This window comes from Pseudomonas sp. p106, assembly GCF_003936645.1.
Classification (GTDB): Bacteria; Pseudomonadota; Gammaproteobacteria; order Pseudomonadales; family Pseudomonadaceae; genus Aquipseudomonas; species Aquipseudomonas putida_E.
In genome coordinates this window covers 429,132-455,522 of the sequence record NZ_RHQR01000001.1, presented here as the reverse complement: position 1 = coordinate 455,522, position 26,391 = coordinate 429,132, and the positions used below count along the sequence as shown (strand labels likewise).

The 26,391-nt window shown below is 63.8% G+C and carries 20 protein-coding genes; 9 read left to right on the top strand and 11 right to left on the bottom strand.

Annotation, left to right across the window (positions count from 1 at the left end; genetic code table 11):
- Position 1: 1 nt before the first annotated feature.
- The 6 genes from EGJ09_RS02310 to EGJ09_RS02285 all read right to left on the bottom strand — a co-directional run bounded on the left by EGJ09_RS02310 (position 2) and on the right by EGJ09_RS02285 (position 8,225).
- On the bottom strand, positions 2-994 hold the full coding sequence (locus EGJ09_RS02310; RefSeq protein WP_125923113.1) for a VWA domain-containing protein: 993 nt from the start codon (positions 992-994) through the stop codon (positions 2-4).
- Entirely contained in the window at positions 981-1,490 is a 510-nt protein-coding gene (locus tag EGJ09_RS02305) for a DUF4381 domain-containing protein (RefSeq protein WP_125923112.1), read from the bottom strand. The genes EGJ09_RS02310 and EGJ09_RS02305 overlap by 14 nt, the downstream gene beginning before the upstream one ends.
- On the bottom strand, positions 1,487-2,428 hold the full coding sequence (locus EGJ09_RS02300; protein WP_115274935.1) for a DUF58 domain-containing protein: 942 nt from the start codon (positions 2,426-2,428) through the stop codon (positions 1,487-1,489). Before EGJ09_RS02300 ends, EGJ09_RS02305 begins: the two co-directional genes overlap by 4 nt.
- 13 nt (positions 2,429-2,441) lie before the next feature.
- The gene (locus tag EGJ09_RS02295) at positions 2,442-3,416 is read right to left on the bottom strand and encodes a MoxR family ATPase (RefSeq protein WP_125923111.1); all 975 of its coding nucleotides are present in this window, start codon (positions 3,414-3,416) and stop codon (positions 2,442-2,444) included.
- 104 nt (positions 3,417-3,520) lie between these two features.
- A complete protein-coding gene (locus tag EGJ09_RS02290) occupies positions 3,521-5,875 on the bottom strand; it encodes a tetratricopeptide repeat protein (RefSeq protein WP_125923110.1) in 2,355 nt (784 codons plus the stop codon).
- Between the two features lie 328 nt (positions 5,876-6,203).
- A complete protein-coding gene (locus EGJ09_RS02285; RefSeq protein ID WP_256658382.1) occupies positions 6,204-8,225 on the bottom strand; it encodes a PAS domain-containing sensor histidine kinase in 2,022 nt (673 codons plus the stop codon).
- 217 nt (positions 8,226-8,442) lie between these two features.
- Between EGJ09_RS02285 and EGJ09_RS02280 the strand changes: the two genes are divergently transcribed.
- From EGJ09_RS02280 to EGJ09_RS02240, 9 genes are all read left to right on the top strand, one after another.
- Positions 8,443-9,363, top strand: coding sequence for a bestrophin family protein (locus EGJ09_RS02280; protein ID WP_125923108.1), 921 nt, complete (start codon positions 8,443-8,445; stop codon positions 9,361-9,363).
- 137 nt (positions 9,364-9,500) lie between these two features.
- Positions 9,501-10,508 carry a zinc-binding alcohol dehydrogenase family protein gene (locus EGJ09_RS02275; RefSeq protein ID WP_125923107.1) on the top strand — a complete coding sequence of 336 codons (1,008 nt, stop codon included), beginning with the start codon at positions 9,501-9,503 and terminating at the stop codon, positions 10,506-10,508.
- Positions 10,509-10,732: 224 nt separating this feature from the next.
- Positions 10,733-10,903 carry a hypothetical protein gene (locus tag EGJ09_RS02270; RefSeq protein WP_177433131.1) on the top strand — a complete coding sequence of 57 codons (171 nt, stop codon included), beginning with the start codon at positions 10,733-10,735 and terminating at the stop codon, positions 10,901-10,903.
- 229 nt (positions 10,904-11,132) lie between these two features.
- Complete coding sequence (locus tag EGJ09_RS02265) at positions 11,133-13,667, top strand: HWE histidine kinase domain-containing protein (protein ID WP_125923105.1); 2,535 nt, start codon at positions 11,133-11,135, stop codon at positions 13,665-13,667.
- Between the two features lie 178 nt (positions 13,668-13,845).
- Positions 13,846-15,219 carry an APC family permease gene (locus EGJ09_RS02260; protein WP_115274942.1) on the top strand — a complete coding sequence of 458 codons (1,374 nt, stop codon included), beginning with the start codon at positions 13,846-13,848 and terminating at the stop codon, positions 15,217-15,219.
- A gap of 88 nt (positions 15,220-15,307) precedes the next feature.
- On the top strand, positions 15,308-16,495 hold the full coding sequence (locus EGJ09_RS02255; RefSeq protein WP_177433134.1) for an MFS transporter: 1,188 nt from the start codon (positions 15,308-15,310) through the stop codon (positions 16,493-16,495).
- 223 nt (positions 16,496-16,718) lie between these two features.
- On the top strand, positions 16,719-17,726 hold the full coding sequence (locus EGJ09_RS02250) for a hypothetical protein (protein WP_119688990.1): 1,008 nt from the start codon (positions 16,719-16,721) through the stop codon (positions 17,724-17,726).
- Between the two features lie 27 nt (positions 17,727-17,753).
- Positions 17,754-19,700: a LodA/GoxA family CTQ-dependent oxidase gene (locus EGJ09_RS02245; protein ID WP_125923104.1), complete on the top strand. Its 1,947-nt coding sequence runs from the start codon at positions 17,754-17,756 to the stop codon at positions 19,698-19,700.
- Between the two features lie 8 nt (positions 19,701-19,708).
- Positions 19,709-20,764 (top strand): NAD(P)/FAD-dependent oxidoreductase, encoded by a 1,056-nt coding sequence (locus tag EGJ09_RS02240; protein ID WP_158621125.1) that lies wholly within the window; start codon positions 19,709-19,711, stop codon positions 20,762-20,764.
- A 61-nt stretch (positions 20,765-20,825) separates the two neighbouring features.
- On the opposite strand, the gene EGJ09_RS02235 is transcribed toward EGJ09_RS02240, so the two are convergent.
- The 5 genes from EGJ09_RS02235 to EGJ09_RS02215 form a co-directional block, all read right to left on the bottom strand.
- Positions 20,826-21,827: a D-glycerate dehydrogenase gene (locus tag EGJ09_RS02235; protein ID WP_125923102.1), complete on the bottom strand. Its 1,002-nt coding sequence runs from the start codon at positions 21,825-21,827 to the stop codon at positions 20,826-20,828.
- A gap of 9 nt (positions 21,828-21,836) precedes the next feature.
- The gene (locus EGJ09_RS02230) at positions 21,837-23,129 is read right to left on the bottom strand and encodes an MFS transporter (RefSeq protein WP_115275558.1); all 1,293 of its coding nucleotides are present in this window, start codon (positions 23,127-23,129) and stop codon (positions 21,837-21,839) included.
- Positions 23,130-23,190: 61 nt separating this feature from the next.
- Positions 23,191-24,141 carry a sugar kinase gene (locus EGJ09_RS02225; RefSeq protein WP_125923101.1) on the bottom strand — a complete coding sequence of 317 codons (951 nt, stop codon included), beginning with the start codon at positions 24,139-24,141 and terminating at the stop codon, positions 23,191-23,193.
- On the bottom strand, positions 24,134-24,913 hold the full coding sequence (locus EGJ09_RS02220; RefSeq protein WP_125923100.1) for a sugar phosphate isomerase/epimerase: 780 nt from the start codon (positions 24,911-24,913) through the stop codon (positions 24,134-24,136). The genes EGJ09_RS02225 and EGJ09_RS02220 overlap by 8 nt, the downstream gene beginning before the upstream one ends.
- A gap of 72 nt (positions 24,914-24,985) precedes the next feature.
- Positions 24,986-26,008, bottom strand: a complete 1,023-nt coding sequence (locus EGJ09_RS02215) for a LacI family DNA-binding transcriptional regulator (RefSeq protein ID WP_125923099.1) — start codon at positions 26,006-26,008, stop codon at positions 24,986-24,988.
- Positions 26,009-26,391 lie beyond the last annotated feature (383 nt).

Genomic DNA, 26,391 nt, shown 5'->3' with positions numbered 1-26,391 from the left:
GTCACAGCCTCCCCTGCGCAGGCCGCGCCCGCACAGTGCTGGCTATCGCAGCCAGGCTGTGGCTCAGGGCCAGCAACAGCAGGGCGGCGCCCAGCGGCCACCAGAACAGGTCACGCTTGGGCTGATGGCTGAAGGTCTTGACCGTGTGCGGGGTGATCCGGTCGAGCGTGGCATATACCTGGGCCAGCGCGCCCCGGTCATCGGCACGGAAGAACCTGCCAGCGGTGGTGCGCGCGATACCTTCAAGCGCCTGCAGGTCGACTTTGTCCTCACCGCTGGCCTGCGGATCGCCGATACCGATGGTATGTACCACGATACCCCGTTCTCGGGCCAAGGCCGCTGCGTGTTCGGGCGTGATCGCGCTGCCGGTGTCATTGCCATCGCTGAGCAGCACCATCACCTTTTCCTGCTCCTTGGCCTGGTCGAGCAGCTTGATGGCAAGGCCAATGGCGTCACCGATCGCGGTATTCGGCCCGGCCATGCCGACCCCGACCTCATCCAGCAGCAGCGACAGGCTGGCGTGGTCCAGGGTCAAGGGTGCCTGCGGGTAGGCACCGGTGCCAAAGACGATCAGGCTAATGCGGTCTTGCTTGCGCTGGGTGATGAAGTCGCGCACCACCGCTTTGACTGCCGTCAAACGGTCCACTTGCCGGCCATTGGCATCGGTGAAGTCCTTGGCATGCATGGATTGGGAAATATCGATCGCCAGCAGCATGTCGCGAATCGGCTGGTTGTGCTCGATAGCCTTTTCCACCAACACCGGCCGCGCGCAGGCGGCCACCAGGAGCCCCCATACCAACAGGTTCATGAACGCCTGCCAGCGCCCGCCGGACCTTTGCGAGGTGCCCGGCAACTGGTTCACTGCACGGCTCATGGCGAAGAAAAACGGCACCCGCAGTGCGCTGTGCGCTTCGCGATAAGGCCGCATGAAGCGGTAGGCCAGCCAAGGCAAGGGCAGCAGCAAAAACACCCAGAGGTAGTCAAACTGCCACATGATGCACCTCGATCCAGCGCCTGCAGGTGTGCACCAAGGTGCTGAGTTCTTGATCGTCAATCGCTTGCACCTGCAGGTCAGGTGCATAGGCCAAGGTGTGCAGTTGCGCGGCAAACTGCATCGGCAAGGCAAAGCGTGCCCTTTGCTGAAGAAAGCCCTGCCAATGCTGGCCCGACAGGCTTTGCACCGGCGGCGCATCAGGCATGGAAAGCGCAACCCGCTTAAGCAGTTCCGGCAACTCACGCAGGGCCGGCAAGCGCTGTTCGGGGGTGTTGAGTGCCGCCACGAGCGCGTCCAGCCGCAGCAACGCTTCACGCCGATAACGGTTGCGCTGCCAGCGTCGCCAGGCATAGGCGGCATAGGCCAGCCCAGCCACCAACACGATCGCCAGCACTACCGCCCAGCCCCAGGTTTGCGGGGTATAACTGAACGGCGGCACCGGCAGTGGCAGCTCCTTGAGCTGGTCGATGGCGGGAGGCGGCGGCCGGACACTCATCGGGCACCTCCGGACAGCCGCCCCAGTTCGCGTCGCACCTGGCCCAGCACCTCTTCGCCGGTACTGATCATCATCAGGGGGATCTGGCTGCGGCGCAACAACTGGGCCACTGCCTGCAAGCGCCCGGAGAGGAAATCGCCCAATGGCCGGTGCACCTGGCGGCGCCCGACTTCAAGCTCGACTTGCATTTCACCCTGGGTCACGCTCAACCGCCCCTTGTCCGGCACGTCGAGCGCGATAGGGTCGTACACCTGCATGGCGATCACATCATTGTGCGCACTCAACTGTCGCAGCAGCTTCAAGGTCTGCTCCGACACCCCGGCAAAGTCACTGATGATACAGACCAGGGCATCATGCCCAGCGATGCCGATGGCCGTGCGCAGCATGTTGTCGAGTTGCCCCTCATGCTCGCTGTCCGGGCCATCTGCGCTAAGGCGGTTGTTGCTGCGCACCACGGCCGCGCAAAGCGCTTGTACCCGTGCGCGGCTGCGCAACGGTTTGATGTGCACCACCTGCTGGTCATCGAACACCAGCCCGCCTACCCGGTCACCGGCCTGCAGGGCAATCCATGCCGACAACGCCGCAAGCTCTGCGGCGGTGACCGACTTGAAGCTGCGCTGTGAGCCGAAATACATGCTCATGCGTTGATCGACCAGCAGCAGCGTTGGCCGATCGCGCTCTTCGGTGAAGGTGCGCACGAACGGCTTGCCGTAACGCAACGACGCACGCCAGTCCAGATGGCGCAGGTCGTCACCCGGGATATACCGGCGCAGCTCGTCGAAGCTCAAGCCCCGGCCACGCAGGCGCGAAGCATGGTTGCCCGCCAGGATGCTTGCCAGCGGTTGGCGGGCAACGAAACTCAAGCCGCGCGCGTGGTGTTCGAACGCCATCAACTGGCTGAGCGAGGCATGGACGAAGCCGTCCTGGGTCGATTGCATCGGCTTGCTCCGTTCAGGACGGGATCGCCACTGTGTCCAGCAACCGGTCGATCACTTGGTCGGGGCCAATACCATCGGCCACCGCGTCGTAAGAAAGTTGCAGGCGGTGGCGCAACACCGGGTGCACCACTGCACGCACGTCATCAGGGGTGACGAAGTCCTGCCCTGCCAGCCAGGCATGGGCCCGGGCCACCCGGTCCAGGCTGATGCCGCCACGCGGGCTGGCGCCGATCTTGATCCAGCGCGCCAGGTCAGGGTCATGCTCAGTGGGGTGGCGTGTGGCATTGATCAGGTCGATCAGGTAACGGTCGAGCGCAGGCGCTACCTGTATGCCAGCAATAGCGCTGCGCGCTGCGAACACCACCTCCTGGGCCAGGCGCTCAGGTGCCTGCTGCGGGCGGCCGGCCTGCTGTTCCTCGTTGCGCACCAGGCGCAGCACCTGGGTCTCATCCTCGACTTTGGGATAGTCCAGTTGCAGCTTCATCAGAAACCGGTCCATCTGCGCCTCGGGCAACGGGTACGTGCCCTCTTGCTCGATCGGGTTCTGGGTTGCCAGCACCATGAACAGCCCGGACATCGGGTAGCTCTGCCCGGCCACGGTGATCTGCCGCTCTTCCATGGCCTCCAGCAAGGCAGCCTGGACTTTGGCCGGTGCGCGGTTGATTTCGTCGGCAAGAATCACGTTGCCGAACAACGGCCCGGGCTGAAACTTGATTTCGTTGCCCTGCGCGGTCTGCTGCAGAATTTCGCCTCCGGTGATGTCCGATGGCAGCAGGTCGGGGGTGAACTGGATGCGCCGCAAGCTGGCTTCCAGATGCGTGGCCAAGGCCTTGACCGTGCGCGTCTTGGCCAGCCCCGGCAGGCTCTCCAACAATACGTGACCGTTGGCCAGCAAGCCGAGGATCACATGGCGGATGGTATCTGCCTGGCCCAGTACGCTTTGCGCCACACCGGCTTCAAGCGCTGCTATCTGCTCGCGTATATCCACTGATCCGATCCTAGTCAGTCGAGGCCTCGGCAGGAGGCCCCTGGATGTTCGCAACTGCTGTAGGCGACGAGGTAAATCTAGACGCTCGCCTCGCCAACGCCAGCTCAGTTGGTAGTTTCGTACTTCTGCCAATAGGGCTCGATGCCTTGCAGGCGCGGGTCATCGGGGGCCACTTTGCGCATGCGCTGCACATAGGCGTAGGCCTCACTGCGCTCACCGGCCAAGGCATGCAGGTAGATCAGCGAGTACAGCAGGTCGGCGTTGTCCGGTGCCTGCTCAAGGCCCCGTTCCAAAGCCACCAACGCTTCATCCCGACGGTTCATGCGTGACAGCAACAGGCCTTGGTTGTAGCGAATGCGCGTGTTGCCCGGCAGCGCGACAGCCGCGGTTTCCATCCAGCCCAGCGCCTCTTCGGGCTGGCGTCGCTCCACCAACAGCAAGGCCAGCATGTAAGCCAGGTTGCCCCGATCGGTGGCCGGCATCTTGTCCAGTGCCACGCCTGCGCGCAGGACCTTTTCCGCTTCATCCAGCTGATTTTCGCCCCTTGCAAGGTTGGCCAGGTTGACGCGCGCAGGCACAAAGTACGGGTCCAGCCTCAAAGCCTGCCGGTATTGGTCCATGGCTTCGCCCTGCCGCCCCTGCCTGCTCAGCAGCACCGCCAGGTTCAAGCGCCCGCCGGGCAGGTCCGCATTGCCACGCAGGCGCGTCTCATAGTCGGCCAGAGCAGTGCTGAACGCGTCCAGAGACTGGGCAGGCACCTGCGCCTTAGGCACATCGGCCAACGCCCGGACGGCCTCATCGCGTACCGCCAGGGCGGGGTCTTCAAGCAATGGCAACAGCGGCTTGAGGCGCTGCTCCGCAGGCACGCTGACAAACCCCGACACCGCGTAGGCACGCACCAGCGGGCTCGGGTCTTTCAACGCCCAGCCCAGACTGATGAGGGCCTGTGGGCCAAGGTCGGCCATCTGTTCGGCAGCAGTGGCGCGCACGATGGCTGGCTTGCCCTTGTCGGCCAGCACCGTGCCCAACAGGCTCAACGGGATGCCGTCGCCATTACGTACCGCCTGGAAAGCCTCGCCAAACAGCACCGGCCGACGCGGCTCGCCAAACCACCCCTCGATGGCCTTGGCCGCCCAGGCCGGTTGCTGGTCCGTGTGGCAGGCGGTGCAGGCATCGGGGCTGTCGACCTTGCTTGCCAGGTCCGGCCGCGGGATGCGCAGGCTGTGGTCGCGCCGTGGGTCGACCACCATGTAGGTCTTGGTCGGCATGTGGCAGCTCACGCACTGTGCGCCAGGGCTGCCTGGCGCGTGATGATGGTGAGCCGGCGTATCGTAGTCCTTGGCTTGCAGGGAGGCGAAGCGCGCCACCGGTGGATTGCCGTTGTGGCATTGCAGGCACAGGCCGTTGCCTTCGACCTTCACCTTGTTGGTGTGCGGGTTGTGGCAATCGGTGCACCCCACCCCGGCGCCGTACATCTTGCTTTGGGTGAACGAGCCGAACTCGTATACCTCACCGTCAATCTGCCCATCGGCATGATAGAGGCCGGTGCGCAAGGTGGCCGGTAAGCTCTGGTCAAGCTGTGGGTGGCCGGGCAGCTGGCCAACGCCCAGCGTTTGCCGGCGGCTATGACAGAATGCGCACTGTTCGACCTGGCCTTGGCTGCCCAATGCCTTGTAGTCCACCGCAAGGCCCATGTCCTTGGCCGACGCTGGAGCATGGTCGCCCGGCGCGGCCTGCTTCGCCCAGTCGACATGCGCCTGCCCCGGCCCGTGACAGCCCTGGCAGCCGACATTCTGCTCTTTCCAGGTGGTGGCGAAGCTGTCCTGACGATCGTCGTATTGCTTGAGCAGCCGCGTGGAATGGCAATCAGCGCACATGCCGTTCCAGTTCTGATAGCGGCCGGTCCAGTGCAAGGGGTCGTCGGGGGCAAAACGTTGCCCTGGATAGAGTGAGAACCAGCGCTGACCGCCCTCGCCCTGTGCCCGGCTGTCCCAGGCGATGGTCAGAGCCTGCAGGCGCCCTCTGGGCAGTGCCACAAGGTACTGTTGCAACGGGTAGTGGCCGAAGGTGTAGAGGATCTGGAAGTCTGCCGGCTGCCCATCCTCACCCTCGGTATTGACGAAAAAACCGTCTGCTTTGCGAAAGAAGCGGGCCTTTACTCCAGCCTCATCGAAGGCGGCGTCCTTGAAATTGCCCAGCACGTTGGTCTCGGTAGCCTCGCGCATGGCCCAGCCGTGGTCCGAATCTTTCCAGGCCTGGGCCTGCGTGGTGTGGCAGCCAAGGCAAGTAGCGGTCGCCACATAGCCTTCGGTTTCCTTTGCAGGCCCCGGCAACTGGCCAGGGCTTTCAGCGGCAAACGCTATCGCGTTCGGGCCGAGCAACAACGTGATCACAACAGCCAGGCACCAGCCAATACCAAAATGCCAAAACGCGCCTTTCCCTTCGTTGCAACGCCCCATCCTTAAGCTCCACGGTCAATGCTCAAAACGGCCCGTTGGGCGCAATGCCAGTCAGTCAGGGTTATCAGGGCGGCTACGCAGCCCATCGCTGGCAAGCCAGCTCCCACAAGGGCCGCGCAGTTCTTGAGGTCTGCGTTATACCTGTAGAAGCTGGCTTGCCAGCGATGGGCCGCAGAGCGGCGCCAAATCGCTTGGCAGACTGGTGTTACCCCTTGAACTCTTGTGACATCCTGTTCGCCTACTTCTGCGTGATCAGCCTAGCGCACAACCCGGGCAATAAAAGTTGGCACGGGGAAATAACTCAGCCTGGTTTTGCCCGAGTGCAGAACTAACGGCCTGTCTGTTTCAGCAAAACATTGACGTTCAGTGTCAGCGCGTCGAGGGCGAAGGGTTTTGTGAGCACCGCCGTATTCGCCTCCATCGGCGTGTCGCTCAGCACATGCGGCTGCGCATAGCCGGTCATGAACAACACCGGCAACCCTGGCCTGCAAAGGCGCGCCGTCTGCGCCATTTGCCGGCCGTCGATGCCGCCTGGCAGGCCGATGTCCGTCACCAGCAGATCGATGCGGATATCCGAGCGCAGCAGTTGCAGGCCCGCCAAGCTGTCAGCGGCTTCGATCACGACGTAACCACAGCTGCCCAGGGTTTCGCTGACAAACATCCGTACCGAGTGCTCATCGTCGACCACCAATACCGTCGCACCGGATAGCGCAGGCGGTAACTTGACCGGTGTTTGCACAGGCACATCCCGGTCGGCTCGGGCGGCCTGGCTTGGCAACTGCAGGTAGACGCGGGTGCCTGCGCCCTCCTGCGATTCTATCTTCACCTGCCCACCTGACTGTTTGGCGAACCCGTAGATCATCGACAAGCCCAGCCCGGTGCCTGCACCAACCGGCTTGGTCGTGAAAAAGGGCTCGAATGCGCGGCTGAGTGTCTCGGCATTCATGCCGATGCCATTGTCGGCCACGCAAACTGTCAGATAAGTTCCGGGGGGCAGTTCCGGATCCAGGCCCGGGCCCGGCTCGAGCACCTGGTTGAACGTACTGACCGATATCTCACCGCCACCCGCGTCACGGGCGTTGATACATAAATTGAGCAGCGCATTTTCGACTTGCGTCGGGTCGACCAGGCAGGTGCTGGCCTGCGCATCGAGCTGCACCTGCAGCTTGATCGAGGGGCCGACCGTTCGACGAATCAGCTCTTCCATGTCGCTGATCAAGGTATTCACGTCGGTATGCTCAGGCAGCAAGGTCTGGCGGCGGGAGAATGCCAGCAGGCGGTGTGTCAGTGAGGCAGCCCGTTGGGCAGCCCCCTGAGCCACCGACAAGTAGCGCTCCACGTCCGCGACATGCCCCTGCTTCAGGCGCAGCTTGATCAGGTCCAGGCTGCCGGTGATACCCGCCAGCAGGTTGTTGAAGTCGTGAGCGATGCCGCCGGTAAGTTGCCCGACTGCTTCCATCTTCTGCGATTGACGAAGCGCCGCCTGGGCCGCTTCACGCTCGGCAACAGCTTCGTTGACCCGTGCTTCCAGCGTGCGGTTCAGCTCGAGCAACTTGGCTTCTGCGTTTTTCCGGGCAGTTACATCGATCGACGACCCGATCAGTCCGATGACCTCACCAGCATCATTGAACAGGGGGGCCTTGATGGAAAGCCAGTACGTGGCCGAGCCATCCGGCATGTCGACCCGCTCCTCGATCTGCTCGGCTAAAGCGCCGCGCATGATGCGCTGATCGGTCTCCATCACCTGGCGCGCCTGTGCTTTGTCTTCCAGGAATTCAAGATCGGTCTTGCCCAGATAGAACCCCGGCGGCTTGCCGATCAATCGCGTGGCACCATCGTTGGCCACCAGCATGCGGCCTGCCAGGTCCTTGGCATAGACAACCCCTGGCACCGCTGCCGCGAATGTCCGCAGCAAGGCCGACATCCTGTCGCGTTCAGCTTCTGCCGAGCGGCGTGACTCGATGTCCATGAGTATGCCTGGGAACCGAACAGCCACGCCTTGCGGGTCGAGCTGTGCACGGCCGTTGGCCTCGACCCATCGATAACCGCCATCATCGTGGCGAACCCGGTATTCGCACCTGAATGCACCACCGCGGCCCACCGCTTGCTGTATATCGGCCCAGACACGCTCACGGTCGTGCGGGTGAATCGAGGCAAAGGCATCCTCGATCGGTATGCCCGCGATGCACCGGTCTGCCGCCAGCCCGAAGGTTCGTGAGAAGCGTTCGTCCGCTGTGACCTGGTCACTGGGGATGTCCCATACCCAGGTGCCGATGATCGCGCCTGCATCGAGGGCCAGTTGCAAACGCTCTGCAGCATTGGTTGGAAACGCATGTTCCTGGCCCTGCATTGCAGGTGCGCCAGTACGGCAGGAAATACCAGGACTCTCGCGATCCATACCCTGTCTCTTGATGGCAATGTGGGCCATGGTCGCATATCTGCGTCAGGCGCCGGAAGGCGCCACCATGCTCAGGTTCAAGATTAAGCTGCGATTAAGTCTGGCACCTTAACCTGTCTCCAGCAAAGGCGCTTTCGCCCGCCTTTTTGGGCTTACACGGAGTTCTGCCATGACCCATGCACTGGATAGGAAATGGAAATGCCTGGCCAAAACGATCACATACGTCGGTTGGTCACTGTTCTGGTTATTGCTATGGGACGTGGTCGTCACCCTGGACGCCATGCTGGTCACAGGCTACGAGCTCGAGCTTCCCCTGATGCCCCTGACGCTCTTGTGCTCCGCGCTGGTGGTGCTCATCAGCTTTCGCAACTCCAGTGCGTACAATCGCTGGTGGGAGGCCAGGACACTGTGGGGTTCGATGGTCAACAGCTCCCGCAGCCTGGGCCGGCAGGTGCTTACCCTCATCGACGATACCCATGGCCTGAACCCGGTAAAAGCCCAACTCATGCGGCGGCATGTGGCCTACCTGCATGCCCTGCGCATGCACCTTGGCGGCGACAGGAACCCTGAAGCGCTGGCCGCTTTGCTCACTGAAAGTGAACGGGCCCGCCTGGCGGGAACCAGCAATTTGCCCAACGACATTCTCAGCGGTTCGGCAGAACTGATCACGCGCGAGTTCAACGAAGGCCGGCTGGACAGCATCAGGCTGGCGCGCATCGAGTCGACGCTGGTAGACCTTTCAAACTGGCAAGGTGGCATGGAGCGTATCGCCAATACACCGCTGCCATACCCTTATGTGTATTTCCCAAGGCTGTTCGGCACGCTGTTCTGCATCATCATGCCGCTGAGCCTCGTCCCTTCCCTGGGCTGGTTCACACCGGTGGTGTCGACGGTTGTGGGCTGCATGCTGCTGGCCATGGAGCGCATCGGCACGGACCTTCAGGCGCCTTTCGGCAACAGCCAGCACCGCATCCGCACCGAAGACTTTTGCCGCAATATCGAAAGCAACCTCAAGTCGATGTTCAACTCGCCAGAACGAGGGATGCTGTCACTCTGCGGTGAGCCAACGCCGGCACTGCAGAGGCTTTGATCCGCACCAAGCGAAACATGCGGGGCCCGCCTGACTTTCACTGCAAAAGTGAAAGTCTTATCCAATTCCCCCTGTTTTTGACTCAACACAATGCAGATAGCCTGACCAGCACTCCTTCCACTATCGAGGTAATGGCAATGAAGGCCATTGTTTTCACCCAACCCGGTTTGCCGATTCAAGACCCGCAGTCGCTGTATGAGGCAGACCTGCCCAACCCAACTCCGGGTGCCCGTGATCTGTTGGTCGAAATCAAGGCCATTGCGGTAAACCCGGTCGATACCAAAGTGCGCGCGTCACGCAGCGCCGACCAACCCCAGGTGCTGGGCTGGGATGCGGTAGGTATCGTGCGCGAGGTGGGCAACGCCGTGACACTGTTCCAGCCCGGTGACGAGGTGTTCTATGCCGGCGCCATCGACCGCCCTGGCAGCTACAGCGAGTATCATCTGGTGGATGAGCGCATCGTCGGGCGCAAACCCCGCAGCCTGGACAATGCCAGCGCTGCAGCCTTGCCGCTGACGTCCATCACCGCCTGGGAGTTGCTGTTCGACCGGCTGAGCGTCGAGCAGCACGGTGGCAAGGGGCAAAGCCTGCTGATCATTGGCGCCGCTGGCGGCGTCGGCTCGATCCTGGTGCAACTGGCCAGGCAGCTCACCCAACTGACCGTGATCGGCACGGCCTCCCGCCCGCAAACCCAGCAATGGGTCAGCGAACTGGGCGCCCACCACGTCATCGATCACTCGGTTTCGATTCCACAACAGCTGGCGGCACTCAAGCTGGAGCCAGTGGATTACGTGATCAGCCTGACGCACACCGACACTTACCTGGCGCAATTGGTGGAAGTGCTGCGGCCGCAAGGCAAGCTTGCGCTGATCGATGACCCCGCACAACTGGACGTCGTGCCGCTCAAACGCAAGTCACTGTCCCTGCACTGGGAGCTGATGTTCACGCGTTCGCTTTACACCACCGAAGACATGATCAAGCAGCATCAGTTGCTCGAGCGCGTATCGGCCCTGGTCGACGAGGGTGTGCTCAAAACCACCGTAGGCGAGCACTTCGGCGCGATCAACGCTGACAACCTCAGGCGCGCCCATGCCCTGCTCGAAAGCGGTAAGGCCCGCGGAAAGATCGTGCTGGAAGGTTTCTGAACCAAAGGTTCATGGCAAAACTGCAGCACCCGGTGATGATGTGCATCGGCGTGTTGGCCACCCGGATACCGGATCACACGGGAGCATCACTGCTGTGCCCCGAAGGCGCTTGTTCTGCCAAAGCAGGCGCAAGGAGTGCCACGGCAGCCAGGCCAGGCTGCATCCCTGAGCCCTGGGCGGTAAGGTACGGGGCATTGCGCAACCCAACTGCCAAGGAGATGGCCATGGCGCTGTTCTGTAGGCTGAGTTTGTTGACCCTGCTCGCTGGCATGTTGCTGGGTGACATCGTGATCGCCACGGTAGGCCTGGTCGGCGTATGTGGAGCTGCCGTTTACCTCGACATCCGCCAGGATGCACACAATGATGCGCCCAACGAACCGGACTTTCTGGCATAGGTAGGCCCGCCCCGGCGTGCTTGGCTCAAGCCTGCACATCCACGCCAACACACCGGGGCCCGATGATGGCCATTTGGGCAAAAGCCCGCGAAACCTCTACGACGCCAAGGTGACTAAGCCATAGGCGCAGGCTAGACTCGCCCATGAATGCGACTGTAAACACTGCGTTTGCTTGAACATGCTCGGCGGTCACACAGGCAGCCGGCCTTTGCACTGCCGGCGGGAACCCATGACCTTGCAACCTCACGTCAACTTGACCAATTGTGATCGCGAACCGATCCAGATACCGGGCAGCATTCAGCCACACGGCTGCCTGCTCGCTTGCGACGCCTCAGCCCGCCTGGTCCTGCGCCACTCTGCAAATACGCCCCACATGCTCGGCGTGGCCGGCGGCGTGAATGGTCAACGACTGGAGGCGATCATCGGTATCGAGGCAGCCCACACGGTTCGCAACTCCCTGGCACGTGTGAAGGAAGCTTCCAGGCCAGCGCTGTCGTTCGGCGTGCCGCTGGCTTCAGGCCAGGCGTTCGATGTGTCTGCCCACCTGTTCAAGGGCACTGTCATCCTCGAGTTCGAGCCCGCCAGCCAGAGCATCGCCGAACCGATCGAACTGGTGCGCACGGTCATCGCCCAGTTGCGCGAGATCGACCGCTCCGACAGGCTTGTGGCCGATACCGCCAAGCGTGTTCGTGCACTGCTGGGTTACGACCGCGTGATGATCTATCAGCTCGGCGCCGACGGCGCGGGCAAGGTTGTAGCCGAAGCCCGGCGTAGTGGGCTTGAAAGCTTTCTGGGGCAATACTTTCCGGCATCGGATATTCCCCAGCAGGCCCGTGCACTGTATTTGCGCAACCCTGTGAGGGTGATTGCCGACGCCAACTTCAAGACCGTGCCGCTCGAGCCGGTGCTGGATTTGTCTGGCGAGCCGCTCGACCTGTCCTACGCGCACCTGCGCAGCGTTTCGCCGATTCACTGCGAATACCTGAACAACATGGGCGTGGGCGCATCCATGTCCATTTCAGTGATCGTCGACGGTGCCCTTTGGGGGCTGATCGCCTGCCACCATTACGCACCACGCACGCTGAGCATGGGCCAACGGGTGGCCGCAGAAATGTTCGGCGAGTTCTTTTCCCTGCATATCCAGACACTGCAGGCCAGGCAAACCCTGGAGGCCGCCGCCCACGCCCGGCAGGTGCTGGACAACCTGCTGCACGATGCCCACCGCACAACGGCCATCGATGAACTGCTGCGCGCTCGCTTGAGCGACTTCCATGCCCTCATCCCCTGCGATGGCATTGGCATGTCGTTGCAAGGGCAATGGACCGTGGCCGGGCTGACGCCGCCAAGGCAGGCGGTGCCCGGGCTGCTCAGCTTCGCCGAGGGTGTCGCCGAAGGCCGCACTTGGGCGTCGAACTGCCTGTCGCTGGCGCACCCTGCAGCCCAGGACTATGCCACGGAGGTCTCGGGGGTACTGATCATCCCGATGTCGCAGCACCCACGGGACTACCTCATGCTGTTTCGCAAGGAGGTGATCGAAACCCTGGATTGGGCCGGCGACCCCAACAAGACCTACGAGAACGGCCCCCTGGGTGACCGCCTCACCCCCCGCAAGAGCTTCGCCGTGTGGAAGCAGACAGTCCACCACCACTGCCTGCCCTGGTCCGAGCAAGACCGCCAGTTTGGCGAAGCCATCCGTGCGGCGGTGGTCGAGGTCGCGCTGCATAACAGTGAGCTGCTGGCCGATGAGCGTTCCAGGGCGGATGTTCGCCAGCGGATGCTCAACGAGGAGCTCAACCACCGGGTGAAGAACATTCTTGCGCTCATCGGTGCGCTGGTGGCCCACCCCACCTCGGAAAACCAGACGCTCAGTGGTTATGTGGCGACGCTCAAGGGGCGTATCCAGGCGTTGTCCCTGGCACATGATCAGGTGGTCCGGGGTGACGGTGGCGGCCGTTTTGCCAGCTTGCTGGAGGCTGAGCTGTCGCCGTACCGCACCAGCGCCGATGCACTGGTGATCAAGGGCCCGGGGCTGCTGCTCGATGCCCGCGCCTATTCGGTGATGGCTCTGGTGCTTCACGAGCTGGCGACCAATGCGGCAAAGTACGGGGCCCTGTCCAGGGCGGGCGGCAAGTTGACCGTCAACTGGGTTGTCGACACGGGCGGGGCCTGTGACATCACGTGGCGCGAGAGCGGCGGGCCAACCGTACGGGCACCGACGCGCAGCGGCTTCGGCTCGGTTCTGATCGAACGAAGCATCCCGTTCGACCTCGGTGGCAGCAGCACCCTTGAATACCGACCAGAGGGCCTGCAAGGGTTCTTCCGGATTCCGGCAAAGCACCTGACGCTGGTCGAAGAGCTCGCCAGCGATACCCCGGCGGTTGCACAGCAGCCACAGGTAGACTGCAGCAGCCTGGTCAATGCGCGTGTGCTCATACTCGAAGACCAGTTGGTGATTGCGGTTGGCCTTGAGCAGATTCTGGCCGATGCGCAGGTGCAGGATGTGCTCACCGCAAGCTCCGAAGCCGAAGCCCTGAAGCTGCTTGCCAGCCACACGCCGGATGTCGCAGTGCTGGACATAAACCTGGGCACCGGCACCTCCATTGCCGTGGCCGAAGCGCTCACAAGCCTGGGCATCCCCTTCCTGTTCGCCACCGGCTATGGCGACAGCATGAACATCCCCGACCATTTGAAGCATGTGCCGGTGGTGCGCAAGCCCTACGACGCAGCCTCGATCCTGCACAACCTGGAAAGCCTGCTGGCCTAGCGCGTCACCTGCGTGTGGGTACCGTACAGGCTCCCCCCAAAGGGTGATTTCGGGTGCGCCGCGAGTGTGGGAGCATTCCCACGTCCCACCTCAAGCTCTGCCCCTGATCCAACGCCATCAACAGTATCGAGCCTGCTCGCATATTGCGGCGTCCTGCATCCAGAACCAGGAGTCAGCAATGCATACAACAACAAATACAGCCCATCCGCCCCACCCTGCGTCGCACCCCACCGCTTCAGGCCGCTTCAGAAAATCCATGGGCATGACCGCGCTGGTGCTGTTCGGCCTCGCCTACATGGTCCCCCTGGCCGTGTTCACCACCTACGGGCTGGTCACCCAGATGACCAAAGGGCACCTGCCCACCGCCTACCTGCTGACCCTCGCCGCCATGTTGCTCACCGCCTACAGTTACGGCCGCATGGTCCAGGCCCACCCCTACTCCGGCTCGGTCTACACCTACACCCGCAAGGCTTTCGGCAGCCACTTTGGTTTCATCGCCGGCTGGACCCTGCTGCTCGACTACATCTTCCTGCCCTTGCTCAGCTACCTGCTGATCGGCATCTACATGTCCGAGTACTTCCCTGCGGTACCTGCGTGGGTGTGGGTGCTCGGCTCGATCGCCCTGGTCACCTTCCTCAACCTGATCGGCATCGAGTCCATCACACGGGTCAACTGGATACTGGTGGTAGCGCAACTGGTGTTCATCGTCGTCTTCGTCGCGCTGTCGGTGCGCAACCTCAGCGACCAGAGCGCGCCGGTGTCATTGCTGGCACCGTTCCACCATGAGGGCTTCAGCGTTGCGCTGGTCATGGCCGGCGCTGCGGTGCTGTGCCTGTCGTTTCTGGGTTTCGACGCAGTGTCGACCATGGCCGAGGAAACCAGCGACCCGACCCGGCGTATCCCGCAAGCCATCATGGCAGTGTCGGTGATCGGTGGCCTGCTGTTTCTGCTGGTGTCGTACTGCGCCCAGATGGTCTTCCCCGATTGGACATCTTTCGCTGACCCGGACTCCGCCTCGGTGGATGTGATGCGCCATGTCGGTGGCGAACTGCTGGTGACCGGCTTTACCGCCACCTACGTGGCCGGCTGCTTCGCCTCGGCCATGGTGTCCCAGGCCAGCGTGTCCCGCGTGCTGTTCGCCATGGGCCGCGACGGTGCATTGCCGCGGGCCTTTGGCCGCCTGGTGACGAAAAAGCGCGTGCCGGCCACGGCGATCATGCTGGTCAGCACCTTGTCGCTGGTCGCCCTGTTCATCACCCTGGACACCGTCGCCAACATGATCAGCTTCGGCGCGCTGTTCGCCTTCTCTGCAGTCAACCTGGCGGTGGTCAAGCATTACCTGGTCGACCAGAAGCTGCGTGGCACACGCAACTGTCTGCTGTATGGCGCGCTGCCGGCGCTGGGCTTTTTGAGCACACTGTGGCTGTGGAGCAGCCTGTCGAGCATGTCGTTCACCATCGGCCTGTGCTGGATGGCCGCAGGCTTCGTCTGCCTGCTGGGGCTGACCCGCGCCTTCCGGGTGAAGCTGCCCGACCTGCAGATGACAGACTGATCCGGCAAGCCGTCATCCTCGACGCTCAGGGCGCGAATTGACTATGATCCCGACTTGAACGTTTCAGCATGTTTCAATAGGGACCCTAATGTCAGTTCAGGAAATACCGCCGGTCGCCCTCTCCAAAGGCGAAATCGGCAAGATGGAAGCCGCCATGGCCTTGGGCAGTTTTGCCATTGGCACCGGCGAATTCGCGATCATGGGGCTGATGCCGGACATCGCCGGCAACCTGCAACTGAGCGAACCGCAGGTAGGCCATGCGATCAGCGCCTACGCACTGGGCGTGGTGGTGGGTGCACCGGCGCTGGCCATTCTCGGCGCCAAGCTGCTGCGCAAGCACATGCTGCTTTTGTTGATGGCGCTGTATGCCGTCGGCAACCTGGCCACCGCGTTCGCCCCGTCGTTCGCAGGCCTGGTGGCCTTCCGCTTCATCAGCGGCTTGCCCCATGGGGCGTACTTCGGCATCGCCGCGGTGGTTGCCTCGAGCATGGTGCCGAGCAACCAGCGCGCCGGTGCCGTGGCCCGGGTCATGATGGGCCTCACGCTGGCCATGTTGCTGGGCAACCCTGTGGCGACCTTGCTGGGGCAGTACTTCGGCTGGCGCTCGGCGTTTTTGCTGGTGGGCCTGATCGCTGTGTGCACCATCGCGCTGGTCTGGCAGTACGTGCCGCAGCGGCGCGATGAAGCACGCAGCGACCCACGCAAGGAGCTGCAAGCGTTCACCCTGCCGCAGGTGTGGATGGCGCTGGCCATCGCCTCGATCGGTTTTGCCGGCATGTTCTGTGTGTTCAGCTACCTCGCGCCGACCATGCTGGAGGTGACTCAGGTCGCTCCCCAGTGGATCCCCTTCGGCCTGGCCGCCTTCGGTATTGGCGGCATCATCGGCAACATTGCCGGCGGCAAGCTGTTCGACCGGCTGCAGTTCCGCGCCGTGGGCATCGTGCTGGTGTGGTCGACCGCCGTGCTGTTGTTCTTCACCATCGCTGCCCATTCGCTGTGGACACTGCTGCTGGGCATCGGCCTGGTCGGCACCATGATCGCCCTGGCCGCCCCCTTGCAGATCCGCCTGATGGACATTGCCCACGAAGCGCCGAGCCTGGCAGCGGCTTCCAACCATGCAGCCTTCAACCTGGCCAATGCCCTGGGGCCTTGGTTTGGCGGCATGGCCATCAGTGCCGGGCTGGGCTGGACCAGCACCGGCTATATCGGCGCCGCTGCGGCGCTGGTCGGGCTAGGGATTTACCTGCTAGCACGGCGCATGAAGGGCGGCCACTAAGCCTCTCGGTCGCAGCCCCCGCCAAACCGGGCTACTGGCGCGCAATGCCCGGTAGCCCCCTGGTAATGCCCCTTCCCAACAAACCTTCGGCAGCACTGCCGACGACCGGTGCTTGCCAACCGCCCCGCTCGGCTAGACTCCAAATCTCAAGTGAAAGGCCTCCCCCGGGCAGCACTTGCGGGCCCAGGATGCAGCCCCCGAAAACAAGACAAGGAATGTTGCCATGAACCGTACCGACTGTGATTCGGCCATAGCCTGCATCGAAAACGTTTTCATCGACCAGGTGCAGAAAAAACGCATCGCTGCCGGCCAGTGCCCGGCACGCCGTCCCGTCTTCCTTCGGCTGCATGGCGTGGCGCATGCCACGCTTGAAGTGTTGCCTACCCCGGCAGGCGTGACGCCCGCAGGGCTGTTCGCCAGACCCGCCAGCTACCCGGCATGGGTGCGTTTCTCCAGTGATATCCCTGATGACCGCCCCGACCTCAAAAGCACCGTAGGCGTCTCGTTCAAGCTGTTCGACGTGCCCGGTGAAAAAAGCCTCGAACCCGACGGTCAGGCACCGACACTGGACTTTCTGTTCCAGAATTTCCCGGTGTTCTTCGTCGATGACGCCGCCGGTTTCTGCAGTTTCCTGCAAGACTCCGAGGCCTACATCGCCAAACATCCGCTGACCGGCCAACTGCTAGACGAGATGGAAAAGACCGTCCCCACCGCCCTGGGCGAAAAAGTCTGGAGCGTGATTCCCTTCAAGTACAGCGATACCTGGTGCAAATACATCCTTGAACCGGAGCAGGCGCCCACACCCGGCAACCCCGACTACAACGACCCCAACTACCTGGCCAAGGACCTTGAGCAACGCCTCGCCGCTCAGCCGTTCCGCTACCGGCTGCTCATGCAACGCCGCGTGGGCGGCGATGACATGCCGCTGGACCGCGCCACCGCACGTTGGGACGAGCAGCTTTCCGTGCCCTTGCACGTGGCTACCCTGGTGATTCCAGCCCAGGACATCACCACCCATACCCAGGCCGATTACGGTGAAGCACTGGCGTTCAACCCGGCCCGCACGCTCAAAGGGTTTGAAGCAGTGGGCAGCATCGCTGAAGCACGCCGGCACATCTACCGGGTCTCGGCGGACCTGCGCCGCAACGTCAACGGCCAGACTGTCGGCGAGCCTCAGGTCCCGCGCCCTACCGAACTACCGGTCACCCCCCCTGTGCCGAGCGCACGCTGACACCCACCCACCGCAAGGAGCGCACACATGACCGACACCTACCACGCTGCCGCCCTCGACAGCATCGTGCGAGCCGCCATTCACCCGGCCATCGGCATCGCCCGGTTGGGCAACAGCCAACGCCCAGACGGCTATTTCATCGGCCCCGAAACCACCGGGCCCACAGCCATCGACGCGCAGTCGATGCGCGACCAAAACGGTGCTATCAAGCGCCAGGCCGCACGTTTCAGGGTGTATGGCTACAATGCCGCAGGCGAGGTGGTGGCCGAACTCACGGCAGAAAACGCCACCATCAAGTGGAATGTGCATCTGGCCAACCGCAAGGCGCAGTGGTACGCCTTCGTGCTGGCACTGGACGTGCCCGCCGCCCGCGACCTGCAAGTGCCCTTGCGCAACCCGCAAGTGCTCGGCGAACAGCGCGAGCAACTTGCCATCGACCCCGGTCCGCGCAGTATCAGCGGTTTCGAGCAGCAAGGTGAACAGTACCACTTCGACTCCGGGCAGTTCCTCGGCACCCCCGTGCCGCTCGGTGAACTGCGCACCGACGAAGCCGGGCGCCTGCTGGTGCTCGGCGGCTTTGGCCGCTCAGGGTCGCCGCAAGGTACGCCCATCTTCGACCCGGCAAACCCCTCGACCTTTGCCAACGCGCCGGGCTGGCACGACGACACAGCGGACGGTCCGGTGACCGCAACGGTCAGCATCAATGGCAGCGAGCTGCAAGTCGAAGGTGCCTGGGTGGTCTGCGCGCAGCCCAACTACTCGCCAAACACCCTCAGCTGGCGGACCATGTACGACCTGCTGTTCGATACCTACGTGCAGTACGGCTGGCTCCAGGCACCGGAACAGGTGTCGTTCCGCAAGCACGTGCTGCCTGTATTGCTGCGCATGAGTGGCCTGCAGTGGGTCAACAAGGGCTTCGCGGCGATGTTCGGCAGTGGCGGCCCTTTCGATTTCAACGACCCGGCGTTGCTCGGCAAACTGGCCGCCGTCCCCGACAGTGAAACCCAGGATGCCTACGGGCAACTGCGCCGTACGGTGTACAACGCCTTTCGTGCCAGCGACAACCCAGTGTACGACCCGCGTACCTGGCCATGGATCTACGGCGACACCTTTGGCGAGGAGGTCCCCTCGCCCACCGATATGCTCAGCGCTTCCGGCGTGCGCGACCAGATGCTCGCGCGCTGGGTGGCAGGCGATTTCGTCGACGACTGGGACCGCAAGCTGCCCTCGCACCTGCCGTTCGATAAGGTAAAGGTCAGCGAGCAGCCCGCGATGCTCGACCAGGCTGCGCTGGACCATTGTGTGGCCGATGCCTTCCACCCGGGTATCGAGATGAGCTGGCCCATGCGCAACCTGTCGTTGTACAGCGCGCCTTGGCGGATCAAGCATGACGATGGGGAGGCTGGCGAGCCCGATTACGGCCCGCACCTGTCCCAGGCCCAGGTGCTTTCCCCTACGGGGCCGCTGAACGGCCAGCGCCCTGGCGGCATCAGCCGCTGGATGGCATTGCCGTGGCAGGTCGATGCCGCCGGTTGCCGGTCGGGCTACGACCATCAGTACGACCCTTACCTGCCAACGTTCTGGCCAGCGCGGGTACCGAACCAGGTGCTGACCGAAGAGGACTATCGTGTCGCCATCGACAGCAACCAGCCCCGCGAAGAACGGCTGGCCGCATTCAACCGCCGCGCGCACTGGGACCGCAACCTCGCAGGCGATACCTTTGCCGACAAGGCCCAGTGCATGGCCGAGCATTTCGGCGACATCGGCATTGTCGGCGAGCGCCCCGGCGTACCCGACGACCCTGAACTGCCCGCGCTGATGCAAGTGGAAACCCGCAACGCGGCATTGACCCGCACCCCGCGCCTGCGCGCAGCGGTTTCCACCGGCAACCCGGCGCTGGACCGCTCGCTGCGCGAAGCAGGCTGGGAAAGCCTGGAGCATTACCGCCAGGCCCTGAGCCGGTTCCGGCATTGAGGGTCGATGTGCTGGTGATAGGCGCCGGTACTGCCGGCGCCGTCATCGCGCGGCAACTGCACCGCGCCGGCCTGGCTACGCTGCTGGTGGGCCGACCAGGGGCAGGCTTGCGGCCTGGCGAAAGCCTGCCTGGCGCGGCCCGCCCGCTGTTGCGCGACCTGGGCCTGCTGAGTGTCCTGGACCACAGCGCAGCGCTGCCTAATCTGGGCAACCTGGTGAGCTGGGACAGCGACACCCTACAACCCACCGATTTCATTCAAGACCCCCACGGCCTGGGTTGGCACCTGGACCGGCCACGTTTCGACGCCTGTTTGCTTGAGGCGGCGCGCAGTGATGGCGTGCTGCATATAGAGGCCCAGGTCAACCGCGTGCAGCGTCTGTCCGAAGGCTGGCGCGTTGGCACTCAAGCGGGGGACTTCAGTGCAGGCTTCGTCGTCGATGCCAGTGGCCGACACGGTGTATTGCGTCGCCGGCTGGGGCTTGCACGCATCTGCGATACGCCGCTGGTGGCGGTGTATGCCAGCGCGCGCGACGCCCATGAGGATCACCGTACGGTATTGGAAGCCACGCCCGAGGGCTGGTGGTACAGCGCCTGCCTGCCTGGCGGCCGGCGTATTGCCGTGTTGCATACCGATGCCGGGAACGCCTCGCGACTGATTCACACGCCGTCGCTATGGCATCAGGGGCTTGCCGGTACCCGGTACCTGCAGCACTGGTGCCGGGCCAGCGAGGGCTGGAGCCCGCTGAGCGCTACCGGTGCAGGCGGTGGCGCATTGTGCACGGCGCAAGGCCCTGACTGGCTGGCGGTGGGCGATGCGGCGCTGGCCTTCGACCCGCTGTCTTCGCAGGGTATTTTCAACGCGCTGTACACAGCGCTGCGCGGTGCGCAAGCCGTGGTGGCTCACCATCGCGGCGATCAACTGGGCGCGCAAGCGTATTCTGGCCAACTGCACCAGGTGCGCGAGCATTACCTGCGCCGTGTGCGTTACTACTACCAGGCCCAGACACGCTGGCCGCAGGCGCACTTCTGGCGCCTGCGTCGCAATGAGGCACTGCGCGCCTGACCTGGGGCGTTGCAGTGCACGGCACCGGCCTTGCCGCTGAACCGCTGCTACAGCGATTGCGTCAGGGTTGCGACCTAGAGGGGCTTGGCGCTCGCCACGCGCCCTCGTTCACCAGGTTCGCCGGCCGCTCGCCCGCCAACGCGCTCAACAGATTCTCTACCGCACAGCGCGCCATGGCCTCACGGGTTTCGTGGGTCGCCGAGCCGATGTGCGGCGTGGCCACCACGTTGTCCAGTTGCAACAGTGGTGAGTGGGCCGGCAGTGGTTCCTGTACGAACACATCCAGCCCGGCGCCGCGGATGCGCTTGGCCTGCAACGCCGCAAGCAGTGCCTGTTCATCCACCACACGCCCGCGGGCAATGTTCACCAGGATCGCCTCGGGCTTCATCAGCGAAAGCTCCCGTGCGCCGATCAGGCCTTCGGTGCTGGCACTCAAGGGCACCGTCAAACAGACAAAATCCGCCTCGCTCAGCAGCTCGTCCAGGGTGCGATACCGGGCACCATAGCGGGCCTCCACCTCTGGTTTGGCCCGCGAACTGTGGTACAGCACGCGCATGCCGAACCCGGCCACACCGCGCCTTGCCAAGGCCTCACCAATGCGCCCCATGCCGACGATGCCCAAGGTCTTGCCATGCACATCACTGCCAAAATGCGCCGGCCCAAGGTTGGCCTGCCAGTGGCCGTCACGTACCCAGCCGGCCAGCTCCACCACCCGCCGGGCAGTGGCCAGGATCAAGGCAAAGCCCGTGTCGGCGGTGGTCTCGGTCAATACATCAGGGGTGTTGGTCAGCATCACGCCACGGCGGGTCAGCTCGGCAATGTCGTAGTTGTCGACGCCAACCGACACACTGGCCACCACTTCAAGCTGTGGCGCCAGGTCCAGCAGGCTGCTGTCCAGCCGCAAACTGGCGCCCAGCAGGCCATGGGCACCGGGCAAGGCATCGCGCAGCCGGGCCAGGCCATCACTGCCGGAGGTATCCACCCAGGTCACCTCGACCTGCTGTTGCAGGCGCGCCAGCAGGGCCTCGGGCAGGCGCTTGTAAAGGACGATTCGCTTTTTCATAGCCGTTTCCTATTGGCTCATTGCCAGGCGCTGGCTGCGGGGCTTGGCCTGGCCGGAAGTATGTGAGGTTTTCAGCGCAGCCGTGAGCGCCACTGCCGTCAGCAGCGCACCGCACATGAACAGGTAAGAAGCGCCAGGGCCACCGGTGGCGCCATTGAGATAGCCGACCAGCCACGAGCCACCGAACGAACCCAGCGCGCCCATGCTGTTGATCAGGGCCATGGCCCCACCGGCCACGTTGCTGGGCAGGATCTCCGGCACGATGGCGAAGAACGGGCCATAGGGGGCGTACATGCAAGCCCCGGCAAGCACCAGCAGCGCATAGGACGCCCAGAAATGCTCGGTGCCCAAGGCGTAGGAGCCATAGAAGGCCAGCGCGGCGATCAGCAAGGGTGGCCAGACGAAACGCTTGCGCTTCTGCAGTTTGTCAGAGGCCCACGACACCCCGACCATGGCCACGACCGCCGCCAGGTAGGGCACCGAGGCCAGCCAACCGGCCTCGACGATGTCGACGTTCGCCGCCTGCTTGAGGATCGAGGGCAGCCACAGCACGAAGCCGTACACCCCGATGCTCCAGCAGAAGTACTGCAGTGACAGCACGATGACCTGCGGCGAGCGAAACGCCTCGCGGTAGTTCTTCACCGGTTTGATACCTTGCTGTTCAGCGGCCAGGGCCTGTTCGAGCGCCGCTTTTTCCTGCTCGCTCAGCCAGCCCACCTGGGCTGGCCGGTCGTCCACCAGGCGCCACCAGATGAACGCCCAGAGCACTGCAGGCAGGCCCTCGATGATGAACATCCAGCGCCAGTCGAAATGCTTGATCAGGTACCCCGAGACCACCGACATCCACAGGATGGTCACCGGGTTGCCCAGCATCAGGAAAGTATTGGCGCGCGAGCGTTCGGCGCGGGTGAACCAGTGGCACAGGTACACCAGCATCGCCGGCATCACCGCCGCCTCGACCACCCCGAGCAGGAAGCGGATGCCGATCAGCAGGTAGACATTGCTGACCATGCCGGTCAGGGTCGCCAGGCTGCCCCAGAGGATCAGGCTGACGAAAATCAGCTTTTTGACGCTGCGTTTTTGCGCGTAGATGGCGCCAGGCACCTGGAAGAAGAAGTACCCGAGGAAAAACAGCGCCCCCAGCAGGGACGACAGCGCCGGGGTGATCTTCAGGTCATCGGCCATGCCCGAGGCGGCGGCGAAGCCGTAGTTGGCACGGTCGAGGTAGGCCAGGCTGTAAGTGACGAAGACGATCGGGATGATGTACCACCAACGGCGTGGGGCGAGGCTTGTCGATTGCATGATGCGGCTCCTGAGCTTGTTGTTTTTGTAGCAACCGGCCGGCGTACCGGCGATCAAAGTTTCAGGCACTCTTGGGTAATGCGTACGCTTCCAGCTCCCGGCGCAGTGGCAAGCCTTCCATGTCGCCGCGCGATTGCACGGCGCGGCTGCCGCACCAGTTGCCGCGAACCACCGCCTCGGCGAGCGGGCGGCCTTCGAGCAGGCCGCTGACCACGCCAACGGCAAAGGCGTCGCCGGCACCGACGGTGTCCACCACCTTGGCCACCGGCACAGGGGCGACCTGCCCTTGACACTGGGCATTGCGGTAGTAGGCACCCTCACCGCCCAGCTTGATGACTACGTGCTCGACACCACGGTCGAGGTAGAACGCGGCGATGTCCGCCGGGGTTTGCAGGCCGGTCAACAGCCGCCCTTCCTCGAGCCCTGGCAGCAGCCAGTGCGCCTTTATCGCCAGCGCGTTGACTTCACGGACCATGCTGGCGCGGTCAGGCCACAGCGACGGGCGCAGGTTGGGGTCGAAGGAAATGCTGCGCCCCTCATTGCGCATGCGCTCGACCAGCTCATGGGCCAGCACCCTGCAGCCGGCCGACAGCGCCAGCGGAATACCGGTGGCGTGCAGGTGGCGGGCCTGCAGCAACGCCGGGCTGAACTGCGCCAGCGATAGGTGGCTGGCCGCGGAGTTGCGGCGAAAATACTCCACCACAGGGTCGCTGCCATCGTCGCAACGGCCCTTGAGCTGGAAGCCTGTCGGGTGGTGGTCATCGACCTCCACGTGGCTGCAGTCCAGGCCCTCCTGCTGCAGGGCGTCGAGCACGAAGCGGCCCAGCGAGTCGTTGCCCACCCGGCTCAGCCAGCGCACCCGAAAACCCAGCCGGGCCAGGCCGATGGCCACATTGCTGTCGGCGCCGGCAATGCGCTTGGTAAATGCCCCCACAGCCGCCAGGTCACCGGCCTGCTCGGCAACGAACATGGCCATGGTTTCGCCAAAACACAGCACGTCATGCTCAGGCATGGCTCACCTCCTCGCTCATGCCGATACGGGCCAGGTTGTTGACCTGGGCGCGGGTCAAAGCCAGTAAGTCAGCGCCGGCCAGCGGGTACTCCACGGCGCGCATCAGCCCGGGGGTGAACTCGGCGAACATTGCCTCCCAGGCCATCAGGTCCCGGGCCTGCGGCACAACGGCCGCCAGGCGCCCGCTGGCCTCGCGCTGCACTGCCTTGCAATGCACGTAACGCACCCAGCGGCCGAGCAACCGCGCTGCCTGCGCGGCGGATTCACCCTGCCATTGCCAGTTACCGATATCGAAGGTCATGCCCAGCGCCAGCCCCTGGGCCTCGCAGCGCTCAAAGAACTGCAGCAGCGGCGCGATGCGCCCGCCCTGCGCGGTCTGGTCATTCTCCACCAGCAACAGCGGGTCACCAGGGCGCAGTTGCGCTTGCAAGGCCGCCAGGTCGCATGCGCAAGCGTAATGCCCCAACGACACCTTCAGCGCCACGGCGCCGAGTGCGCGGGCCAGCGCCAGCTTGGCAGGCAAGCGCGCGTCCAGCTGCCCTTCAGGGGTCCACAGCTCCAGTGGCGAGGAATACAGGCACTGCAACTGCAGCGCGTTGATTGCCGCCGACAGCGCGGCGGCGTCCGGGGCCTCGTCGAACAACTCTTCGCGCAGTTCGACACGTGTCACGCCGGCAGCGGCCAGCAGTTCAAGGAAACTCTCCTGCCCACGCTCCCGGACCAAGCTGGCACCGTAGCTGGAGAGGCTGATGGAAACGGGGTTCTCGTGCATTGTTCTTGTCCTTATGAAACCGGTTTCATTTTTTGGCTGCAGCAATGGCCGGCGTCGTTGCCGGCCGTTTCTTCATTCGCGTAGTTGAGTGGAACCTCGGACGATCAACTCTGCCTTGAAGTCCAGGCGCCGTGGCGCCCCGCTCTCGCCGCGCAGGCGGTCGTGCAGGCAGTCGAAGGCGGCCACACCGATGCGTTCGGTGGGTTGGGCGAGCGCGGTAATGCCGCTACCGACCAGCGGGTACCAGTCCAGTTCGTCCAGCGCAATCAGGCCGACGTCCTGGAACAGGTTGCAACCCGCGTCGTGCAATACACGGGTCACCGTCAGGGTGGCCACGCCGTTGAAGGTAAAGATCGCCTGCGGGCCGTGCCCATTACTGCCGAGGAAGGCGTCAAGCCGGGCGTGCAGGTTGCTGTCGATCTCCACCAGTTGCTGACGCATGCCGGCGCGACGGCTGATCGAGGCGGTGAACGCCTGCGTGCGTTCGAGCCGGGAGCTGGTGCCGTCCAGTGGTTCGGTGACCGCCAGGATGTCGCGGTAGCCACGCGCCTGCAGGTGGTCCAGGGCCTGCTCGATGGCCTGGGCGTTATCAAGCCCTACCAGGTCCACGTTCAGCTCCGGCAGTTGCCGGTCTACCAGGACCATGGGCATGTCGCGCTGCAGGTTGAGCAGTTCGCCGGGGTGATGGCCGAGGGTATTCACGATCAGGCCCTCGACGTTGTAAGACTGCAGGGCCGCCAGGTGATGGCGCTCCTGCTCGTCGTCGCGGTTGGTGTTGCACACCACCAGGCTGTAGCCGTGCTGACGGCACGCGGTTTCAACGCCGTGCATCACCGCGACTGAATAGGGGTTGAGGATGTCTGCTACCAGCATGCCGATCAGACGCGTCTGGCCACGCTTGAGGCCGCGGGCCATCTGGTTGGGCCGGTAGCCCAGGCGCTCGATGACCTCTTCAAGGCGCTTGGCGGTAGCTTCGGCCAGCAACTGGCGATCGCCGCCAATGTAGCGCGACACGGTGGCCTTGGAGACGCCGGCAACGCGTGCGACCTCACTGATGGTCACGCGTTCGCGGGAATGGGCTGGCAAGTCGGTCATTTCGGTCCCTTGTGATTATTGTCGGTGACGGTGACTGAAACCGGTTTCAATACATCAAAACCGCGCGGTTTCGTCACCTACCGTTCGTCGGGATTCTACCTTTCCTGGCTCACTGCCCACTCAATTTCTTCAGCCGACGCCAACCCTGTAGGAGCCGGCTTGCCGGCGATCACCGGCAAAGCCGGTGCCCTACACCGCAGCGCCTGCATCGCCGGCAAGCCGGCTCCCACAAAAGGGACTGCACCGGCCTGATCGAGTGGCATCCAAGCGGTTTAACCACCTTCCGTGGCACTGACATACTCAATGTCTACAGCCGACGCCAACCCTGTAGGAGCCGGCTTGCCGGCGATCACCGGCAAAGCCGGTGCCATGCACCGCAGCGC

What these genes read in the sequence shown, in the direction of transcription:
- EGJ09_RS02310 (WP_125923113.1), bottom strand. Translation starts at nt 994, where the DNA reads ATGTGGCAGTTTGACTACCTCTGGGTGTTTTTGCTGCTGCCCTTGCCT.
- EGJ09_RS02305 (WP_125923112.1), bottom strand. Translation starts at nt 1,490, where the DNA reads ATGAGTGTCCGGCCGCCGCCTCCCGCCATCGACCAGCTCAAGGAGCTG.
- EGJ09_RS02300 (WP_115274935.1), bottom strand. Translation starts at nt 2,428, where the DNA reads ATGCAATCGACCCAGGACGGCTTCGTCCATGCCTCGCTCAGCCAGTTG.
- EGJ09_RS02290 (WP_125923110.1), bottom strand. Translation starts at nt 5,875, where the DNA reads ATGGGGCGTTGCAACGAAGGGAAAGGCGCGTTTTGGCATTTTGGTATT.
- EGJ09_RS02285 (WP_256658382.1), bottom strand. Translation starts at nt 8,225, where the DNA reads ATGCAGGGCCAGGAACATGCGTTTCCAACCAATGCTGCAGAGCGTTTG.
- EGJ09_RS02280 (WP_125923108.1), top strand. Translation starts at nt 8,443, where the DNA reads ATGACCCATGCACTGGATAGGAAATGGAAATGCCTGGCCAAAACGATC.
- EGJ09_RS02275 (WP_125923107.1), top strand. Translation starts at nt 9,501, where the DNA reads ATGAAGGCCATTGTTTTCACCCAACCCGGTTTGCCGATTCAAGACCCG.
- EGJ09_RS02270 (WP_177433131.1), top strand. Translation starts at nt 10,733, where the DNA reads ATGGCGCTGTTCTGTAGGCTGAGTTTGTTGACCCTGCTCGCTGGCATG.
- EGJ09_RS02265 (WP_125923105.1), top strand. Translation starts at nt 11,133, where the DNA reads ATGACCTTGCAACCTCACGTCAACTTGACCAATTGTGATCGCGAACCG.
- EGJ09_RS02260 (WP_115274942.1), top strand. Translation starts at nt 13,846, where the DNA reads ATGCATACAACAACAAATACAGCCCATCCGCCCCACCCTGCGTCGCAC.
- EGJ09_RS02255 (WP_177433134.1), top strand. Translation starts at nt 15,308, where the DNA reads ATGTCAGTTCAGGAAATACCGCCGGTCGCCCTCTCCAAAGGCGAAATC.
- EGJ09_RS02250 (WP_119688990.1), top strand. Translation starts at nt 16,719, where the DNA reads ATGAACCGTACCGACTGTGATTCGGCCATAGCCTGCATCGAAAACGTT.
- EGJ09_RS02245 (WP_125923104.1), top strand. Translation starts at nt 17,754, where the DNA reads ATGACCGACACCTACCACGCTGCCGCCCTCGACAGCATCGTGCGAGCC.
- EGJ09_RS02235 (WP_125923102.1), bottom strand. Translation starts at nt 21,827, where the DNA reads ATGAAAAAGCGAATCGTCCTTTACAAGCGCCTGCCCGAGGCCCTGCTG.
- EGJ09_RS02230 (WP_115275558.1), bottom strand. Translation starts at nt 23,129, where the DNA reads ATGCAATCGACAAGCCTCGCCCCACGCCGTTGGTGGTACATCATCCCG.
- EGJ09_RS02225 (WP_125923101.1), bottom strand. Translation starts at nt 24,141, where the DNA reads ATGCCTGAGCATGACGTGCTGTGTTTTGGCGAAACCATGGCCATGTTC.
- EGJ09_RS02220 (WP_125923100.1), bottom strand. Translation starts at nt 24,913, where the DNA reads ATGCACGAGAACCCCGTTTCCATCAGCCTCTCCAGCTACGGTGCCAGC.
- EGJ09_RS02215 (WP_125923099.1), bottom strand. Translation starts at nt 26,008, where the DNA reads ATGACCGACTTGCCAGCCCATTCCCGCGAACGCGTGACCATCAGTGAG.